The organism is Pseudaeromonas sp. HNCC25DJ182 (genome assembly GCF_055413365.1).
On the sequence record NZ_JBVAYG010000005.1, the window covers coordinates 125,483 to 143,952 of the forward strand.

Sequence of the window (18,470 nt, forward strand, 5' to 3'; positions counted from 1 at the left end):
CCGACTCAACAGGAAGACGTCATGTCCCGATTTACCGATTTGCCCTTATGTCCGGAACTCCTGCAGGCCTTGCACGTACAGGGCTGGGTACAGCCGACGGCGGTGCAGTGTCAGGCGCTTCCTCCTGCTCTAGGGGGGATGGATGTGCAAGTGTGCGCGCCGACTGGTACAGGCAAGACGCTGAGCTTTCTGTTGCCCTTACTGCAGGGCTGGCTGGCAGTGCCTGGCACGACTCCGGCGGCTTTAGCGGCGCCAAGCGCCCTGGTGCTGGTTCCGACTCGGGAGCTGGCCGAGCAAGTGAGCCAGGTGGCCCGCGTGCTGGCAAGTTCCTTGACGCCTGCTCCGGTGATCCAGTTGGTGTTGGGTGGTGAACCGCTCGAGGGCCACGTGGCGGCGTTGGCATCCGGTTGCGATCTGCTGATTGCCACACCGGGGCGTTTGCTCGAACTGCTGCGCCAGCAGGCGTTGACTTTGGCTCAGGTGCGGCAACTGGTACTGGATGAGGCTGACCGCCTGCTGGAGATGGGCTTCCGCCGTGAGTTGGATCAGCTCCTGGAGCTGCTCGCAGCGCGCCAACAGACATTACTGTTTTCGGCGACCTTTCCCGACGCTGTGACGGGGTTGGCGCAGGCGTTGTTGCGGACTCCCCAGCGGATCACCGTCGAGTCTCGGCCACAGGGGGCGATTGACGAACAAGGGTACTGGGTGAACAAGGGCAGCAAGGCGGCGCTACTGCTGCATCTGTTGCAGCAGCGGTCAGGAGAAACGGCACTGGTATTCGTCAACCAGCGCGCCACGGCGGATAGTCTGGTCAAACGACTGTGTAAACAGGGCGTTGCGGCTGCGGCCCTGCATGGCGACAAGCCACAGGCGGAACGCAGTGGCGTATTGGCGCGGTTACAAGCAGGCGCGTTACCTGTGCTGGTGGCAACGGATCTGGCAGCACGAGGTCTGGATATCAGCGCCTTGCCGTTGGTGATCAATTTCGAGCTACCGGATGCGCCGGCGACCTATGTGCACCGGATTGGTCGTACTGGCCGCGCGGGTCGCTCCGGCGTGGCGCTCTCCCTGATCGCCCATGGCGACGTGGCAGCATTGCAGGCAATCGAAGCACTGACAGGAAGCCGGATCCCGTTGCAGGAATTGGCCGAGTTCCCGGTGACCGATGTGCCGGCTACGGAAGAGGCCGCCCGCAAGCGGCCTCCCCGGGATAAGCAAGCCAATCGGCGGACCGCCCAAAAGCGCAGCATCAAACAGTTCGTGACCAAAACGCCGACGACACCGCGTAGCCGGACGAAATAGACAGTTGCTGCTCGTGGCTAGCCGATAAGTTCCGGGCTCTGGGTTGCCGGATATTGGCGAACCCAGCGCATAAACTCCTCCTCCGGCAGTGGACGTGCGATGAGGTAGCCCTGCAGCGTGTCGCAGCCGTGGCGCTGCAACATCAGTCGTTGATCGGCGGTTTCCACCCCTTCGGCAACCGTGCGCATCCCCAGGGCATTGGCCAGGGCTATGATGGAGTCGATGATGGCCAGAGCCGCATCATCTTCAAACAGTTCCCGCACGAAGGATTGATCGATCTTCAGTACGTCGAGAGGAAAGTGGCGCAGGTAGTTGAGGCTGGAGAAACCGGTGCCGAAATCATCGACCGAAATGCTGAACCCCATCTCCTTGAGCTGGCGGAGTTTACCTGTGGTCTGCTGGATGTCCTTCATCAGCATGCTTTCGGTCAGCTCCAGCTCAATCCAGCGCGGCTCTATGCCGGTTTCGGCTAACGCTTCGACAATCGACTCGATGAAATTGGGTTGCTTGAACTGACGCGCCGACAGGTTGACGGCGATGGGGATGGGCGCCAATCCTTGCGCTTGCCAGCGATGCAGGTAGCGACACACTTCACGCAGCACCCAGTCGCCAATGGGCTGGATCAGCCCGGTCTCCTCGGCCAGGGGAATGAAACGTCCCGGCGGGATCAGACCGTGGATGGGGTCGAGCCAGCGGATCAGGGTTTCAGCGCCGACCAGGGCACCCGTCCGGGCATCGATCTGGGGCTGGAAGTAGAGCACAAATTCATGAGCCTCCAGCGCATGACGCAATCGCAATTCCAGCTGTAATCGTTCCAGATTCTTCTCGTTCAGCTCTGGGGAGTAGAACTGGCAGTTGTTGCGATCATTCTCTTTGGCCAGGTACATGGCGGCATCGGCATTGCCGATCAGCATGTTGGCGTCACTGCCATTATCCGGGTAGAGGGCGATACCGATGCTGGCGGTGATGATCAGTTGGTTATCTGCGATATGGTAGGGCTGAGCCAGGGCTTCCAGCAGTTTTTCGCCCAGTGCCGAGGCATCGTCAGGGTGGCCGCAATTGGGGCACAAGACGATGAACTCATCACCACCGACCCGGCTGACGGTGTCGCCACTACGTACCCATTGCCCGAGTCGGCGTCCGACTTCGCGTAACAGTTGATCGCCGGCCTGATGTCCCAGCGAATCATTGATGGTCTTGAAGCGATCCAGATCGATGAATAACAACGCCAGACCACTCTGATCCCGTTGCGCCTGGGAGATGGCGACTTCGATGCGATCGGTGAGCAGGCGGCGGTTCGGTAACCCGGTCAATACATCGTGGAAGGCCAGATGTTCGATCTGCGCCTCCTGCCGCTTGCGCTCTGTGATGTCGGAGAAGCTGGCGATATGATATTCCGGTTCACCTTGTCCATCTCGCACCAGGCTGATGGACAGCCAGACCGGATAGGTTTCGCCGGAACGACGTCGATCGGTGAGCTCGCCCTGCCAGGCGCCGTTTTCGTACAACAGTGCCCACAGGTTACGGTACAGGCTGCGGTTTTCTTGACCGGCACCCAATAAGGCAGGCTCCTTGCCCAAGATTTCCTGGGCGCTGAAGCCGGTCAGTTTTTCAAACATCTGGTTGACCGAAATCACCCGATTTCGACGGTCGGTGATGAGAATGGCCTCGTTACTGGATTCAAACACCTTGGCCGAGAGTCGCAGCTGGTTCTCCATCTGTTTGCGACGACTGATATCCCGCAGCACCAGCAACACCTCATCCTCGCTGCGCGGCAGGATCCGCGCCTCCCAGCAGACGCCTTCGTGATTGCGCGGCAGCGCAATTTCCAGGGCATGTTGTGCTTGTTGCTCCAGCACCATGGTGATTTCCCGCTGGATCATCTCGGCAACCAGGGCACTCGGATGCTCCTGCAATACAGAGCCGGGTTGCAGATCCCAATCGCTCCAATCCGGAGCTTCAGACCCGGCCAGGCGATCGAGAATGACGCCGTTGGCATTGATTCGGAAAAGCAGATCGGGCAGTGCAGAGAGCAGCGCCCGGTTCTTACTTTCGCTGAGCGCCAGCTCTTCGAAGGCGTGATGGGCGCGCAGCAGATAGCGCACCCGATAACCGAGGGTGCCCCAACTGATGGGTTTGGTGATGAAGTCGGTAGCGCCTGATTGATAGGCCTGCTGGATCGACGGCACATCATCCAGGCCAGTGGCCATGGCAATCGGCAGATTGCGCCCCGTGGCCAACTGCCGCAGATGGGCACAGAGTTCAATGCCATTGCCGTCTGGCAAGATGACATCCAGGATGATGAGATCTGGTTGTTGGGCATGAAACTGCTCCAGAGCCTCCGCGACACTGGCGGCCTCGACCACGTCGAATCCGGACTCCTCCAGAGTGGCGCGCATGATAAGCCGGGCACTCAGTTCGTCATCGACCACCAGCACCAGGGGCTGCACTCGGCTCAGGAGTTGCTCGTTCATGATTCCTCCTGATGCAACTGGGCGATCTCATCCTTAGTAAGCATAAATCGGTACTCTATCTCGACCATTAAATTTTGTAGCCCCTGTGTCGTGCCCTGACGCGCCAGTTGTTCGATTTGCAGACAGAGCTGGGACAGGGATCGGGCTCCCAGATTGGCCGCACTATTTTTCAATGAATGCGCGGCGCGTAGCAATCGACTGGCGTCCTGTTCGGCGATGGCTTGTTGCATCTGGGCCAGTAGACCGGGGGACTCCTGCAGCCAGGCTGCTAACACCTTGGCTAATAGGCCGGCACGCAGAGTTCGCAAACTGTCGATGGCGCGCGGATCGAGCTCGCGATGATGCCGGGTTGTGGTGCCAGCCTGGGACGAGGTGACCTGGGTGCCGGCAGGTGCTGTGATGGTGGGTAACCATTGTGCCAACAGGTTGCCCAGTTGCTCCTGGGTAAAGGGTTTGGAGAGGTAATCGTCCATTCCACAGGCCAGACAGCGTTCCCGATCACCGGATACGGCGTTGGCTGTCAGGGCGACGATGGGAATATGCTGGGCGCTAAACTGCTCCTGTTGTCGAATGGCCACCGTGGCCTGGAAGCCGTCCATGATCGGCATCTGGCAGTCCATCAGAATCAGGTCGAAGCTCTGTTTGTGCAGGATCTCCAAGACATCGGCACCATTCGTGACCATTTCGTAACCCAGTCCCAGATTTTGCAACATGGCCAGTGCCACTTCCTGATTGACCTGGTTGTCTTCTGCCAACAGCACCCGGCCTTGCAACCGGGAATGAAGCCCACCCACAGCTGCGGCAGGACCCAGCACCGGGATAGGTTGATGCAGGCCATGCACCATGGCGTTGTAGAGATCGGATTGACGGACCGGCTTGGTCAGTTGCTGGCAGTTGCGTGCCTGCAGACAGTCCGTCGTCGGCAGTGAATAGCCTGCGGAGCTGAGGATGATGATGGGGATCTCGGCCAGCCCAGGATCGGCTTGCAGGCGAGCAACCAGACCCAGTCCATCCTCATCGGGCATCATCATGTCGGTCAGCACCATGTTAAACGGACTACCGACGGTTTGCGCCTGCTGGAGCAGGGTCATTGCCTGTTGCACACTCTGGGCGAGGGATATCTGGCAATGCCAGGCGGTGAGCTGGTGGGTCAGGATTTCCAGATTGGTGCTGTTGTCATCCACAATCAACACCTTGAGGCGACTGAGTTGACGCGGTTTGGTCTGCATCTGCAAGGCTTTTTCGGTCGCCAGGGTCAGCGTGAAGAAGAATTCGCTGCCTTTGCCGCTGTCACTGTGCAGCTCGATTTGGCCGTGCATCAGCTGCACCAGCCGTTGGGAGATGGCCAGACCCAGCCCGGTACCACCGAAGCGGCGAGTCGTCGAGCTGTCCGCCTGGGAAAAAGCCTGGAACAACTTGGCTTGCCGTTCGGGAGGTATGCCGATGCCGGTATCCCGCACACTGAAGCGGCAAGTCACCTGTTCATCGTCCTGAGCCAGGATGTCGACTCGCACCACCACTTCGCCTTGTTCGGTGAATTTAATGGCGTTGCCGACCAGGTTGGTCAGCACCTGGCTCAGGCGCTTGCTATCCCCCTGCAGATGAACGGCATGGGTTGGAGGCGAACAGAGGATCTCCAGTCCCTTGCCGTGGGCGACCGGCGCAAAGCGTTCGACCAGATCTTCCAGCAGCAGGTTCAGATTGAATGAGCTGCGATCCAGCTCCAGCTTGCCAGCCTCAATCTTCGAAAAATCGAGGATGTCGTTGATGATGGTCAGCAGATCCTCACCGGAGCGCCGAATGATGCGGACAAAGCGCCGTTGTTTGTCGTCTAGCGCCGTGGCGTTCAGCAAGTCGGTCATGCCGATGACCCCGTTCAGCGGGGTGCGAATTTCGTGGCTCATCATGGCCAGAAATTCACTCTTGGCGCGGTTTGCCGACTCAGCAGAGTCTCTTGCTTGCACCAGATCCACGGTTCGTAACTGGACGACCTGCTCCAGATGGTCGCGGTGCTGTTCCAGTACCAAATCCCGTTGCTCGATCTGTGCCAGCATGTCGTTGAAACAGTGTGCCAGTTGCCGCGCTTCATCCTGATGACTCTCCTCATCGGCACGCAGGGCATAATTTTTATCCCGGGCTATGGTGCTGGCAATGTCGGCCAATCGGTTGAGGGGTTGCGTCAGGATGCGGCCGGAGAGACGCGCCATCCAGCCCGCGAGCAGCAGCGCTGCCGCACCGAGCACCAGGCCGGTGAACAGGCTCTGGCGCATGATGCGATTTAATGGGCTCAACTGGGCGTGCAACTGCAGGGTTCCGAGTCGTTCGCCTTGCATCAGGATAGGAGTGGTTAACACCATCTCATGCTCATCGTGGGCCTCATGATCCCGATGATAGCGCGCCAGTAACTTGCCATTTTCCAGGGTAATAGTGGCTTGCACGATCTCTGGCGAGTATTGCAGAGATTGCAGGGTCTGATTGGCCGAGGAGGCATCGAGAAAGGTCACTGCCGCCGCACTGTTGAAGGCCACGCTCTGGGATAACGCCTCCAGCGCGGTCTTGCTCTGGCTGCGGAGCATGCTGTATTGCTGGGAGAGGAAGGCAATCGCGAAGAGACTCAAAGTGACCACGCAGACCAGCACCACCAGGGTGGCGACCTTCTTCGAGAGCGAGGAGCGATGCCAGAACGAGAGCTGCTTCATGGGGTCATCCCTGTATTGCGCGCCAGTTTCAGTAACTGCGAGCTGATGGTGTAGTGACCTTGTCGGATGAGGTCCAGATTGATGGCAAATTGCAGACGGCCTTCCACCTCCTGCAAGCCGATGATGCCGCCATCGGCAACGAAGTTTTCATCATCGCCAATGGTCAATAATCCCGGATAGCGTTGAGCCAAGGTGCGTAATGGTACCGGGGCGCCGCCTTGGCGCAGGTAATAGACATGGCACCCTGCCACCTCGGCTTTTATCGGTAAGGGGCGGATATAGATTTTTCGTCCATTTACCTGCTGGCCTTGCAGTGGCTTGAAGGCTTGTTGCAACACGGCATCACTGTTGCCCAGGCAGACGAACAACGGCATATCGCGGGCGCCTTCCAGCGGCCAGATGGTAAATTTCAGGAAGTTGAAGACATAGGCAGCTTTGAGCTTCTCCAGGCGCAGGGAGCTGTCGGCGCTTCCTTGCAAACAACAAAACAGCAGCAACACCCCCAGCCAGCGCTGGGCGCTGTATCGATAGGGCCTGGCGTTATGGTGAGCCATCACCACACACTCTGCATCGGGGCTGTCATGGTTGTCCTTTGGGGCCGCTTAATTTCGAGATTTCCGCAACTGACGTGGCTCGGGTTCGACCTGCGGTGACGATCCATCTTGCCGCCAGGTTCACTGCATTGCTGGTGAATACTTATAGAGGAAAGGGACTTAACAAGCTTCTGCATTGATATCAGAGCGCGAGCCAGTTCAAACCATCCTGCGCCATAAGGACTCCTTAGAGGCTCTGTTCTGCGCTATTTGCATAGCCAATCCAATGTGGATCACAGGCTCGGGTATGGTGCCTGCACAAACCCATCCGCGCTCGCTACTGTTGTCTATACCAAGTACAGGGATGTCAAATGAACAGGATGGTTCAGGAGTAATGACCATGAGAGAAGCGTATTGGGTCGCGGCTTGCCTGCTGCTACCGATCAGTGCTCTGGCCGCCTCGAGTGATGATGAGTTATTGCAGCTGGATCTGGATCAACTGATGCAGGTCAAGCTGGAGGGCTCTGCTACCTTGACGCCGACGGCAACCCGCCGTATGCCTGCCTCGATCACCAGCATCGATCGCGGGATGATTGAGCAGTCCGGTGCGCGTAGCCTGTTCGATCTGCTGGAAATCTATGTACCGAATTTTCATTACCTGCCTCACCACTGGGAAGCACCCCACATGGGGATGCGCGGCCTGATCGGCGATCGGGATGATAAATACCTGCTGGTGGTCAATGGCCGGGTGCTGAATGAAAAGACCCATTTCGGCGCCCTGAGTGAACGAGACACGCCGCTGTTGGCGGATATTCGCAAGATTGATGTGGTTCGTGGCCCGGGCTCTGTGGTCTATGGCCCCGGTGCCGTATCCATGGTGATCAACATCCAGACCGACAGCTTTGCCGATCATGGCCCCGATGGCATGACGGTCAAATGGGGCGAGGGCGAGGTATTTCGCTCCGTCGAGGTCAAAAATGCACTGCAGTTGGGGGATAGCCCGGATCATGGTCTGCTGCTCTATGCCGGGATCAGCGACTATGCCGGTGCCGACAGTGGTAGTTCGCCACTGGTGTATGGCCTGAGCAGCACCACCAGTTGGGGCGAATCGATTACTGGTGGTCAGCCGGTTTCCTATGGGATACCCAATAACCACGAGTCGTTCCATAACCGTCCCAAGGTCAAGTTGCACGGTCACTACCAGAAGCAGGACTTCAATGCCTGGCTGCGTTTCACCCAGGGTGGCGAGCAACTGACCTGGGAGCATAAGACCATCTACACGGCACCGAACGGGTCGGCAACCCCGGGAGCCACGGAGGATTCTTATGCCACCAATGGCGTCGGGTATCAGCAGCTGACCCTGGATCTCTCCCAGCTCTGGGTGCTTAACAGCACTATGTGGTTCGAGATGAAAGGCGGCTTCGACAGCACGGCCTATATGCGTGAATTGTGGAATGCGGATCAATCTGGTGTTACGCCAGAGAACCACCGCGAAGAGGAGTATCTGCTGCGGGGTACCCTGAACTGGAATCACAGTGCCAGTCACGCCACCGCGCTGGGCAGCGAGCTGATCTACTCCCGTTGGGGGTTATCGACCACGGAGTATGATCATGCCCAGTCTTCGGTGCTGGGAGCCATGGATCCCTGGGCCACCTATGCGGTCGGGGTGTTTGGCGAGCATCAGTGGCAGATCAATCCCTGGTTGACCCAATTCACCGGTCTGCGGGCGGATAAGGACCAATACACCGGCTGGATGTGGTCGCCCCGACTGGCGTTGGTCGCTGCCTTGAGCGAACGGGATACCCTCAAAGGGATCTTGAGTCGCTCATTGCGCAAGAACAACGCCGAGGAGCTGCGCGCCCTCTATCTGGCGGGAGAGGATGCCGAGCCGGAGCAGCTCACCAGTGCCGAGCTGATCTACGGCCGGGAGCTCAGTGCCAGCACCCGCATGACCCTGACCGGTTTCTACAACAAGGCCGAAATTCTGGGCATCAACTTCGCCACCCTGCATACCCAGCCGGTGGGGGAGTTCAAGTATGGTGGTCTGGAGCTGGAGTTGAACTATCAGCTGGAAGCGGTCACCTTGGGCTTCTCGCATGCCTACACCAAGCTGGATGACTTTGATCTGGCGGCAGGGGGATCGACCCGGATTACCGCCTCCCATCTGGGTTATGGCAATGATCTGAATAACTGGAGCAACCATATGACCAAGTTCAACGCCGCCTGGCAGCTGGATCCGGCCTGGCAGTTGACCAGCAGTCTGCGCTATTTCTGGGGCTATCCGGGGGCCGAGGATCAGATCGACAGTACCAATGATGGCCGGGAGAATAATCCCAACTCCTCGGCGACCAATCTCACCGACCCGGGTTACTACGATTCGGTACAGGAAGCGGCATTCCTTGACCTGGGATTGCACTACCAGACCCGGGATTTTGGCAAGTTCAGTCTCAACGGCTACAACCTGCTGGGATTGCTGGACAAACAGTTCAACAAGCGGCTCTATCTGCTCAATGTCGGTAACTATCGCCCCGAGGCGGTGGCTGTGGGCTTGAGTTACCGTTACAACTTCTGATTCCCACCCTTCCGGGTCCGAGTCTGCGGGGCGCTTTGGCGCCCCTTTCTTATGGCCGCGGCGGTGGCCGACGCGCACTTCTCCTGAATGGCTCCCAGCCAGAGCATCACCGATGCTCCTAAGTATGCTCTTTTATGCATTCAATTGAATTAAATTCAATATAAATCAACTAATTATGAAAAATTTATTCTTTTTCTGCATTTCATTCAAGTTCTGATGAAATCGGGTCGCTTTTATCATCTGGTTTTCTATTTATTCATTTTGTGAGGCCGAGGTATCCATGGCTATTCAGGCTGCAAACCGCAGTGGAACCAGTCTGTTGAGTGGTGATGAAGCGCTGGCTTTTCCTCTGTTAGACCTGCTGCGGCCGGACCGATCGGTGCATGAGTACGGGCAACGGTTGAATGGTCAGCGTCGGGCATTCTCGACCCTGTGTGGCGGCTGTTACGCCCAGTTGTTCAACGGCCATCCCTGCGAGCTGGAGTTCGCGCCGTTCGAGTGGTCGTTACCGACCCAGACGCCGATGGCTGAGTCCGAAGGCTGGATCTGGCTGCAGGCCGAAGGGCGGCGTGAACCTGCTGGGCGCAAGCAACAGGCTTTGTTGGCCATCGCGGCACCTGTGCTCTATCGCCTGGCCGTATTGTTCTTCGGCGGGGTTCCTCTCTCCTCGGATCAGGAAGTGGTCAAACGGACTCCGACCGATACCGAAATCCGGCTGCTACAGCGGCTGTTTCAACATCAGCTGGATATTTGCTCCGATCTGTTGAGCGAGCCGGAAACGCGCTGGGTGGTTGGGCCGTCCAGTGCCGAACAGCTGCCCCGCCAGGGGGAGTGGTTGGTCAGCGAGGCCACCATGATGGTGGGTGAATACGCCAGCCACTGGTTCCTGTGGTGGCCCTGCGCCGCCGAGGAGGCGGAAAAGCCCGCCCTTGAGTTGTCTGCGGCTCTGGATCAGGCACTGGCCTCGGTGCCGTTTCGCTTGCGCGTGGTGATGCAGCAATGGGCCATGAATCTGGCGGAGGTCAGTGAGTTGCAGGTGGGGGATGTATTGCCGCTGGAGATGAGTGAGCCCGTAGTGGCTGCCATCGGGCCCCGTGGCTGTTTCCGTGGCCAGGTTGCCGAACATCAGGGACATCTGGTGTTTCAGGTCACTGACGTTTGAACGTAAGGATAAACAACAATGAAAGAGAGTAACGTGGATTTGCTGGATCTGGGCCTGGATGGTCTCGATAACCTGTTTGACAAGAGCGACGATGAGCTGCAACTGGCTGAGCCTGCAGCGGCCCGTCCCCAGGGGCGTGGTCTTGGCTTTTTCCGCCAGATCCCGGTCAAGGTGACGCTGGAAGTTGCCAGCGTCGAGTTGCCGCTGGGTGAGCTGATGAACGCGGGTGCGGGTGCCGTCCTGGCGCTGGACAAACAGGCCGGTGAGCCACTGGATGTGCGGGTCAATGGCCATCTGCTGGCCCGTGGCGAAGTGGTACTGGTGAATGGCAAATATGGCCTGCGGCTGGTCGAGATTGTCGATGAGCAACTGCTTGATGATTTAGGTCATTAAACGGCGATGAAACGACTCATCGCGTGGGGCGGGTTCCTGGCTCTGCTGTGTGGCAGCGGGCTGGTTCATGCCAGTGATCTGACGCTGTTCTCGGTGGCACCGGGGCAGGCCGGGGCGCAGGACTACAACATCAAGTTGCAGATCCTGCTGTTTATGACCCTGCTCAGTTTGCTGCCGACATTGTTGCTGATGATGACCAGCTTCACCCGCATCATCATAGTGCTGGCGATCCTGCGTCAGGCGCTGGGTTTGCAGTCCAGTCCACCCAACCGGGTGCTGATTGGCATAGCTCTGACCTTGACGCTGCTCATCATGCGTCCGGTCTGGCAGGAGGTCTACACCCAGGCATTTGTGCCCTTTGACGCCGGCACTCTGACCCTGCCCCAGGCATTGACGGTGGCAGAAAAGCCGTTGCGTGCCTTTATGCTGGCCCAGACCCGGGAATCGGATCTGGAGCAGGTGCTGCGCATTGCCGGGGAGCCGACCCAGATGGCGGCTCAGGATGTTCCATTCGGCGTATTGATGCCGGCCTTTGTACTGAGTGAACTCAATACCGCGTTCCAGATCGGTTTCATGATCTTCATTCCCTTTCTGGTGATCGATCTGGTGGTCGCCAGTGTGCTGATGGCCATGGGGATGATGATGCTGTCGCCCCTGGTCATCTCCTTGCCCTTCAAGTTGATGGTATTCGTGCTGGTGGATGGCTGGGCGCTGACGGTGGGCTCATTGGCCGCGAGCTTCAGTGGCGGTGGCACATGACACCGGAGCAGAGCATCGAGCTGGTGAGCCAAGGGGTGCAATTGGTGATCAGCCTGGTGATGGTGCTCATAGTCCCCAGCCTGGTCGTTGGCCTGGTGGTCAGCATTATCCAGACGGCGACCCAGGTACAGGAGCAGACCCTGAGCTTTCTACCGCGCCTGGTGGTGACCCTGCTGACGCTGGTGTTTACCGGCCCCTGGATGTTACGGCAGATCACCGATCTGTTCCGGGCGATATTTGCCCAGGTACCGGGGTTGATGGGCTGATGAGCGGTTGGGGGCAACTGAGTGCCGCCGAGCTGGTGAGCTGGCTGGGTCTCTGGTGGTGGCCTTTCGTGCGTCTGAGCGCGGCTTTCTGGATGATGCCGCTGTTGGGTGACTACCGGGTCACCCTCCAGTTGCGCTTGTTGCTGGCCTTTTTGCTCAGTCTGTTGGTGGCCCCCATGCTGGGGCGGGCTCCGGTGGTGGATCCCTTCTCGCTGCCCGCACTGGTGATGACGGTTGAGCAGGTCCTGTTCGGGCTGTTATTCGGCTTCTGTGCCCAGACGCTGTTCTGGTTGTTGGGCATGGCCGGGCATCTGCTCTCCCAGCAAATGGGCTTGGCCATGGCGGTGATGAACGATCCGGTGCATGGCGAGAATGAACCGATAGTCGGCGAGTTTCTCTCGATTCTCTGCAGTCTGCTATTTCTCGGTTTGAATGGTCATCTGGTGGTACTGGATCTGCTGGTGCGCAGTTTGCGGCAGTGGCCGCCAGGCAGCTCCTTGCTGACGCTGGATTTGTCGATCGTCTGGCAATTGATCCACTGGTCCTTTGCCGGTGCCATGACGCTCGCCTTTCCGGCGATGATCGCCATGCTGCTGGTCAATCTGACCTTCGGGGTAATGAACCGCAGTGCACCCAGTTTCAATATTTTCTCGCTGGGTTTTCCGATGAGCATGCTGGTGGGTTTGTACGCCCTGTTGCTGACGTTAAGCGGCATCCCCGGCCGTTATCTGGACCTGGTGGAGTATCTGCTTGGCCAGCTCTCCCATCTGGGGGTGGCATGAGCCAGTCGGATGGTCAGAACCGTAGCGAAGCCGCAACGCCCAGGCGGTTGCGGCAGGCTCGCAAGAAGGGGCAGGTTGCCCGCTCTCGCGAGTTGGTCAGTGCGGGCTTGTTGTTGCTTGGCAGCCTGTGTCTGGATAGCTGGGCACGGGCATTTGGCGATCTGTTCGCCACTCTGATGCGGCGGCAGCTGAGCTTTGATGTTGCCTTGCTGCGCAACCCCTGGCTGATAGTGAGCCAGATGGGGACGGCCCTGCTGGATATGCTGACCGTGATGCTGGCGCCCTTTGCCCTGCTGGCGTTGGGGTTGATTGCTCTGGCCATGTTACCCGGTGGCCCGGTACTGGTCTGGGACAACCTGCTGCCCCAGGGCTCACGTTTCAATCCGCTCACCGGTCTGGGGCGGATCTTCTCCTCCCGGAGCTGGGTGGAGTTGGGTAAGGCGCTGTTGAAGGTGCTGCTGATCGGCGGCGCCTTGCTGTTGTTGTTGCACAACAACTGGGATCTGCTGATGGGGCTGAGCCGGCAGTCCTTCTCCCGGGCCATGAGCCAGGGCCTGCAGCTGATTGCCCAGGCCTGGCTGTTTATGGGCATCCTGCTGGGAGTGATTGCGTGCATCGATTTGCCCTATCAGCAATGGAATTTGCTCAAGGGGCTGCGCATGAGCAAGCAGGAGATCAAGGAGGAGCGACGCAGTGTCGAGGGCCGCCCCGAGGTAAAGATGCGCATTCGCCGCATGCAGGTCCTGCTTTCCCGCTCCCAGCTCAGTCGGCGCTTGCCGAAGGCCGACGTGGTGCTGGTGAATCCGACGCACTATGCGGTGGCGATTCGCTATGACCAGAACAAAGCCAAGGCGCCCTATGTGGTCGCCAAGGGGGTGGATGAGATGGCGTTGCGGATCCGCGAGTTGGCGGTGGAGCTGGATAAGCCCCTGCTGCCCCTACCGGAGCTGACCCGGGCCATCTATCACTCGACGCGGGTCGATCAGGAGATCCCGGCTGCCCTGTATAACGCTGTGGCTCATGTGCTGAGCCATGTGATGCAACTGAAGGCCTACCAGGCAGGGCGCGGTAAGAAGCCCATGCCGCTGGCCAACTTGCCGATCCCGGCCGAATTGCTGACTCCAAGAGGTACATTGTGAACTGGCGTACATTGACCCAATCCTATACCGGGGTGCCGCTGTTGGTGCTGGCCATCTTGGCGATGGTGATTTTGCCCTTGCCGGCCTGGCTGCTGGATACCCTGTTTACCTTCAATATCGTGCTGGCGCTGTTGGTGTTGCTGGTCTCGGTCTCGGCGCGACGGCCACTGGATTTCTCGGTCTTCCCGACCGTCTTGCTGGTCGCCACCCTGATGCGACTCTCCTTGAATGTCGCCTCGACGCGGGTGGTGCTGTTGCACGGTCAAAACGGTGCCGATGCAGCGGGTAAGGTGGTGCAGTCGTTCGGTGAAGTGGTAGTAGGCGGCAACTATGTGGTCGGCATGGTGGTGTTTGTCATCCTGATGATCATCAACTTTGTGGTCATCACCAAGGGCGGCGAACGTATTTCCGAGGTGGCCGCCCGCTTCACCCTGGACGCCATGCCGGGCAAACAGATGGCCATCGATGCCGATCTGAATGCCGGTCTGCTGGACCAGAAGACCGCCAAGCGGCGGCGGCAGGAGATCGCTCGCGAGGCTGACTTCTACGGAGCCATGGACGGGGCCTCGAAATTTGTGCGCGGCGATGCCATCGCCGGGCTGCTGGTACTGGTCATCAACATGGTGGGTGGTCTGGCCATCGGTATCTTCCAGCATGACATGCTGGCGGCGGAGGCCTTCCAGCGGTATGCCCTGCTGACCATAGGTGACGGTCTGGTGGCGCAGATCCCATCGCTGCTGATGTCCACCGCCGCCGCGATTATCGTCACCCGGGTCAATGACGAAGGGGAGATGACCGATCTGGTCGGCCGCCAATTACTGGCCTCACCCAGGGTCATGCTGACCGGCGCCATCATTATGTTGATTCTCGGCCTGGTGCCGGGGATGCCGACACTGGCCTTTCTCAGCTTTGCCGCCGTACTCGGTTATTCCGGTTGGCGTGCCCAGAACTACCAGCGTGATATCGAGAGCCTGCGTGCCGCCGAAGCCGTGGTCGAGAAGATGCCGGGCAAAGATTCCGAAGCGCTGGATTGGCCGGATCTGCCATTTGTCGATCCTCTGGTGGTCGATCTCGGCTACCGGTTGGTCAAACTGGCCGATAAGGAGCGGGGAGCCGAGTTGTTGCAGCGGGTGCGCGGTATTCGCAAGACCCTCTCCGAGCAGATGGGATTTCTACTGCCGGAAATTCGGGTCAAAGATAATCTGCATCTGAAACCAGAGCAGTATCAGATCCGTTTGCATGGCGTGCCGGTCGCCAACGGGCGCATCGAGCCGGATCGCTTGATGGCCATCAACAACGGCGATGTGTACGGCAAGCTGGACGGAATTCTGGCGCGGGATCCGGCCTATGACATGGAAGCGGTATGGATCATGCCCACCGATCGGGCCAAGGCGCTGAACATGGGCTACTCCGTGGTCGAGCCGGCTTCGGTGATTGCCACCCACGCTAGCAAGGTGATCCGCGAGAATCTCGACGAGCTGTTCGGCCACGACGAGATCCTCAAGTGGCATCAGCGGTTGGCCCACCTGGCACCCAAGTTATCCGAATCTCTGCTGGCGGCGCTGACGCCGATGCAACAACTCCGCGTGCTGCGTTATCTGCTGCGCGAGCAGATGAGCATTATGGATATCCGGGCGATCGCCACCAGCATGCTGGACAGCAGCGAGGTGAGCAAGGATCCGATCCTGCTGGCTTCCGATGTGCGCTGTGCGCTGAAGCGGGGCCTGATCCGCCAACTGGTGGGGGATAAACCCAATCTCAAGACTTTTACCCTGGATGAAAAGCTGGAGCAGACCCTGTTGACCGCGCTGCGTCAGGCCCAGCAACAGGGCAAGGTGGCGCTGGATGGCTTCCCGATCGAGCCTCAACTGCTGGCACAGTTGCAGCAGCGGATGCCGATGATCCGCGATCAGATGCAGCGGGCAGGTCAGGTGCCGACTCTGGTGGTGATGCCACAGTTGCGGCCCATCATCTCGCGCTATGCCCGTAGTTTTGCCAAGGGATTACAGGTGTTGTCTTACAACGAGATGACCGAGAGCGTGCAACTGGATGTCTTGGGTTCATTGGGGTGATTAAAAATGCAACAAGCTGATTACTTATTCCACCTCATTGGTGATGAATTGCTCATTGGTTGTCTTAACTTATTAATATAATTATAATTCTTAACTTAAATTTACATGTTGCTTGCATGATTTGACGTGAATAAAAATTAAAATCGCGGCATGCTACGGCTTCATTAAAGTTTTGACTCCAGTGGGTCGTTTTTAACTTGCTGGTGTGAAAAAAGCGGCAAACTGATACGAAAGTTCAGGACGCAAAGCCTCCGGTCTACCGCCCATTTGGGGCCATGATAGCGGGGTTGCCAGATAGCAGATCTGTAGGGAGTCGTTCCGGCGGCTCCTGTTTGCTCTCGCACCTATCACGCGATGTCATATTGCGATGGTGCGTGCCCGCCTATCCGCTGTCCGTCCTTAGCTTCCGTTGCATTTGCTTATTGTCAGCAATCAGGTATCCGAGCTGGTCTCAGATCCAAATTGTGTATGAACGAGTGAGCACATGGTCAACAGATCTCCTGCTGTGTCTGCGTTCTCTTGTTTCTGGTTATGGCGCTACGGAGAACGTCTTCATGCCGATTCCATTATGTGAATCCGTGCCAACCCTGGATGGCATGAGCCTGTTGGCTCTCGATCCTCGCCAAAGTTTGTATCGGCAACATGCAGCCAGTTTGGCCCTGTGGGGTGTCCATGCGGAATGGGTCACGACGCTGAGTCAGGCCCTGGCGCCGCGCCGGGCGCCGACGCTGGTGCTGGTGGATACGGATACTCTGGATCACGCGGTGGGACGAGTGGTGGCGGATCTGCACCGGCGCTACCCGGCGGCCTTGATTTTGGTGCTGGTGGAGCCCCATCAGAGCCGGGAAGCCGGTGAGGCCCTGCGCCTGGGCGCCGTCGATTATCTGCAAAAGCCCTTTCAAGCGGCCCAGTTACACCATGCCTTGCAGGAGATGGTGCTGCTGTTGCATCCGATGCCGAATCTGGTGGTACGCTCCCATGCAGCGCGCCAGGTTATCCAGTTGGCGCGGCGTGCCGCTCACACCTCGGCTTCGGTGTTGATCACCGGGGAGTCGGGGACTGGCAAGGAGTGTCTGGCGCAGTTTATTCATGCCCAATCACCGCGGCGTAATGCTCCCTATGTGGCGGTCAACTGCGCGGCTATCCCCGAGAACATGCTGGAATCCATGCTGTTCGGTTACAGCAAGGGCGCCTTCACCGGAGCCCTGCAGTCGATGCCGGGAAAATTCGAATTGGCTCAGGGCGGCACACTAGTGCTGGATGAAATCGGTGAGTTGTCCCTGCCGCTGCAGGCCAAGCTGCTGCGGGTATTGCAGGAGCGCACGCTGGAGCGCTTGGGCAGCCATCAGACCATCCGCCTGGATGTACGGGTGATCGCGGCCAGTAACCGGGACCTGCGAACCATGGTCGCCCGCGGCGAGTTTCGTCAGGATCTCTACTATCGCCTGGATGTGTTGCCACTGAGCTGGCCCGCCTTGCGGGAACGTCCGGTGGATATACTGCCGTTGGCCCAGCATTTCATCGACAAATACGCGCCGCAACAGGGTCATACCCTGAGCGGGGAAGCGAGCCAGTGTTTGCTCGGCTACGACTGGCCGGGGAATGTGCGGGAGCTGGAAAATGTCATGCAACGGGCATTGATCCTGTGCCGGGGGCTCTCATTGCAACCCGAGGATCTGCAATTACCCCAGGTGGCTGCCAGCCCGACGATCCAGTGGCCAGGAGTGGAGGCGCTGTCTGACACTGCTGCCCCCCGAAAACCATTTCCCATCACCGATCTGCACAGCAGCAAGCGCAGTGCCGAATTTCAATGTGTGCTCGAAACCTTGCGCCGCTTCCATGGCCATCGCACCCGTACTGCGGAGGCGCTGGGCATGACCACCCGCGCGCTGCGCTACAAGTTGGCGGCGATGCGCGAGCAGGGAATCGATATCGACCAGTTGGTCCGTCAGTAATTAAGGGAATAGTCAATGCAAGTAGAAATGCTGGCGAGCCAGGCCACCCTGTTGGGGCGTATGGATGAAATGAGTCATGTGGCGGCGGGTGAATCGATAGCTCCGGCTTCTCCTGCTGCGGGTGGCGAGGTGGCGGCCACTTCGTTTGCCGATGTTTTCAGTGCGGCGATCCATCAGGTCAATAGCGTACAAAACAGTGCTGCCGCCCAGATGCAGGCAGTGGAGTTGGGACAGAGCACCGACATGGTGGGTGCCATGATTACGGCCCAAAAAGCAGGACTGAGTTTTTCGGCTCTGGTGCAGGCGCGTAACAAGGTGATGACGGGTTTCGATGACATCATGAACATGGCGCTGTAGGAACC

14 protein-coding genes and 1 riboswitch are annotated in these 18,470 nt (G+C 58.6%); of the genes, 11 read left to right on the forward strand and 3 right to left on the reverse strand.

Translation table 11 applies throughout. From position 1 onward, the window contains the following. Nucleotides 1-21: 21 nt before the first annotated feature. Nucleotides 22-1,302, forward strand: a complete 1,281-nt coding sequence (locus ACZYUB_RS06045) for a DEAD/DEAH box helicase (protein WP_463946361.1) — start codon at nucleotides 22-24, stop codon at nucleotides 1,300-1,302. Nucleotides 1,303-1,319: 17 nt separating this feature from the next. On the opposite strand, the gene ACZYUB_RS06050 is transcribed toward ACZYUB_RS06045, so the two are convergent. From ACZYUB_RS06050 to ACZYUB_RS06060, 3 genes are read right to left on the reverse strand one after another with little or no spacing between them, the layout of a single operon-like run. Continuing rightward, nucleotides 1,320-3,776, reverse strand: coding sequence for a two-component system response regulator (locus ACZYUB_RS06050; RefSeq protein WP_463946363.1), 2,457 nt, complete (start codon nucleotides 3,774-3,776; stop codon nucleotides 1,320-1,322). Further along, nucleotides 3,773-6,475 (reverse strand): response regulator, encoded by a 2,703-nt coding sequence (locus ACZYUB_RS06055; RefSeq protein ID WP_463946365.1) that lies wholly within the window; start codon nucleotides 6,473-6,475, stop codon nucleotides 3,773-3,775. The genes ACZYUB_RS06050 and ACZYUB_RS06055 overlap by 4 nt, the downstream gene beginning before the upstream one ends. After that, a complete protein-coding gene (locus tag ACZYUB_RS06060) occupies nucleotides 6,472-7,029 on the reverse strand; it encodes a YfiR family protein (protein WP_463946367.1) in 558 nt (185 codons plus the stop codon). Before ACZYUB_RS06060 ends, ACZYUB_RS06055 begins: the two co-directional genes overlap by 4 nt. Nucleotides 7,030-7,408: 379 nt before the next feature. On the opposite strand from ACZYUB_RS06060, the gene ACZYUB_RS06065 reads away from it, so the two are divergent. From ACZYUB_RS06065 to fliE, 10 genes are all read left to right on the forward strand, one after another. Next, nucleotides 7,409-9,580, forward strand: coding sequence for a TonB-dependent receptor plug domain-containing protein (locus ACZYUB_RS06065; RefSeq protein WP_463946369.1), 2,172 nt, complete (start codon nucleotides 7,409-7,411; stop codon nucleotides 9,578-9,580). A 280-nt stretch (nucleotides 9,581-9,860) separates the two neighbouring features. Further along, the gene (locus ACZYUB_RS06070; protein WP_463946371.1) at nucleotides 9,861-10,742 is read left to right on the forward strand and encodes a FliM/FliN family flagellar motor switch protein; all 882 of its coding nucleotides are present in this window, start codon (nucleotides 9,861-9,863) and stop codon (nucleotides 10,740-10,742) included. A gap of 18 nt (nucleotides 10,743-10,760) precedes the next feature. Further along, nucleotides 10,761-11,135 (forward strand): flagellar motor switch protein FliN, encoded by a 375-nt coding sequence (gene fliN / locus ACZYUB_RS06075; protein WP_463946373.1) that lies wholly within the window; start codon nucleotides 10,761-10,763, stop codon nucleotides 11,133-11,135. Between the two features lie 6 nt (nucleotides 11,136-11,141). Then, the gene (fliP, locus tag ACZYUB_RS06080; RefSeq protein ID WP_463946376.1) at nucleotides 11,142-11,894 is read left to right on the forward strand and encodes a flagellar type III secretion system pore protein FliP; all 753 of its coding nucleotides are present in this window, start codon (nucleotides 11,142-11,144) and stop codon (nucleotides 11,892-11,894) included. After that, nucleotides 11,891-12,160, forward strand: a complete 270-nt coding sequence (gene fliQ, locus ACZYUB_RS06085; RefSeq protein WP_463946378.1) for a flagellar biosynthesis protein FliQ — start codon at nucleotides 11,891-11,893, stop codon at nucleotides 12,158-12,160. The genes fliP and fliQ overlap by 4 nt, the downstream gene beginning before the upstream one ends. Then, nucleotides 12,160-12,942: a flagellar biosynthetic protein FliR gene (gene fliR / locus ACZYUB_RS06090; RefSeq protein ID WP_463946380.1), complete on the forward strand. Its 783-nt coding sequence runs from the start codon at nucleotides 12,160-12,162 to the stop codon at nucleotides 12,940-12,942. The genes fliQ and fliR overlap by 1 nt, the downstream gene beginning before the upstream one ends. Continuing rightward, nucleotides 12,939-14,081 (forward strand): flagellar type III secretion system protein FlhB, encoded by a 1,143-nt coding sequence (gene flhB, locus ACZYUB_RS06095; protein WP_463946382.1) that lies wholly within the window; start codon nucleotides 12,939-12,941, stop codon nucleotides 14,079-14,081. Before fliR ends, flhB begins: the two co-directional genes overlap by 4 nt. Continuing rightward, a complete protein-coding gene (gene flhA, locus ACZYUB_RS06100) occupies nucleotides 14,078-16,153 on the forward strand; it encodes a flagellar biosynthesis protein FlhA (RefSeq protein ID WP_463946384.1) in 2,076 nt (691 codons plus the stop codon). The genes flhB and flhA overlap by 4 nt, the downstream gene beginning before the upstream one ends. A gap of 206 nt (nucleotides 16,154-16,359) precedes the next feature. After that, a riboswitch (cyclic di-GMP riboswitch) is annotated at nucleotides 16,360-16,448 on the forward strand. A gap of 259 nt (nucleotides 16,449-16,707) precedes the next feature. After that, on the forward strand, nucleotides 16,708-18,108 hold the full coding sequence (locus ACZYUB_RS06105; RefSeq protein ID WP_463946386.1) for a sigma 54-interacting transcriptional regulator: 1,401 nt from the start codon (nucleotides 16,708-16,710) through the stop codon (nucleotides 18,106-18,108). 15 nt (nucleotides 18,109-18,123) lie between these two features. Continuing rightward, nucleotides 18,124-18,465 (forward strand): flagellar hook-basal body complex protein FliE, encoded by a 342-nt coding sequence (gene fliE, locus ACZYUB_RS06110; protein ID WP_463946388.1) that lies wholly within the window; start codon nucleotides 18,124-18,126, stop codon nucleotides 18,463-18,465. The last annotated feature ends 5 nt before the right edge of the window (nucleotides 18,466-18,470 follow it).

Coding starts and splice junctions, on each gene's coding strand:
- ACZYUB_RS06045 (WP_463946361.1), top strand. CDS start 22: ATGTCCCGATTTACCGATTTGCCCTTATGTCCGGAACTCCTGCAGGCC.
- ACZYUB_RS06050 (WP_463946363.1), bottom strand. CDS start 3,776: ATGAACGAGCAACTCCTGAGCCGAGTGCAGCCCCTGGTGCTGGTGGTC.
- ACZYUB_RS06055 (WP_463946365.1), bottom strand. CDS start 6,475: ATGAAGCAGCTCTCGTTCTGGCATCGCTCCTCGCTCTCGAAGAAGGTC.
- ACZYUB_RS06060 (WP_463946367.1), bottom strand. CDS start 7,029: ATGGCTCACCATAACGCCAGGCCCTATCGATACAGCGCCCAGCGCTGG.
- ACZYUB_RS06065 (WP_463946369.1), top strand. CDS start 7,409: ATGAGAGAAGCGTATTGGGTCGCGGCTTGCCTGCTGCTACCGATCAGT.
- ACZYUB_RS06070 (WP_463946371.1), top strand. CDS start 9,861: ATGGCTATTCAGGCTGCAAACCGCAGTGGAACCAGTCTGTTGAGTGGT.
- fliN (WP_463946373.1), top strand. CDS start 10,761: ATGAAAGAGAGTAACGTGGATTTGCTGGATCTGGGCCTGGATGGTCTC.
- fliP (WP_463946376.1), top strand. CDS start 11,142: ATGAAACGACTCATCGCGTGGGGCGGGTTCCTGGCTCTGCTGTGTGGC.
- fliQ (WP_463946378.1), top strand. CDS start 11,891: ATGACACCGGAGCAGAGCATCGAGCTGGTGAGCCAAGGGGTGCAATTG.
- fliR (WP_463946380.1), top strand. CDS start 12,160: ATGAGCGGTTGGGGGCAACTGAGTGCCGCCGAGCTGGTGAGCTGGCTG.
- flhB (WP_463946382.1), top strand. CDS start 12,939: ATGAGCCAGTCGGATGGTCAGAACCGTAGCGAAGCCGCAACGCCCAGG.
- ACZYUB_RS06105 (WP_463946386.1), top strand. CDS start 16,708: ATGCCGATTCCATTATGTGAATCCGTGCCAACCCTGGATGGCATGAGC.
- fliE (WP_463946388.1), top strand. CDS start 18,124: ATGCAAGTAGAAATGCTGGCGAGCCAGGCCACCCTGTTGGGGCGTATG.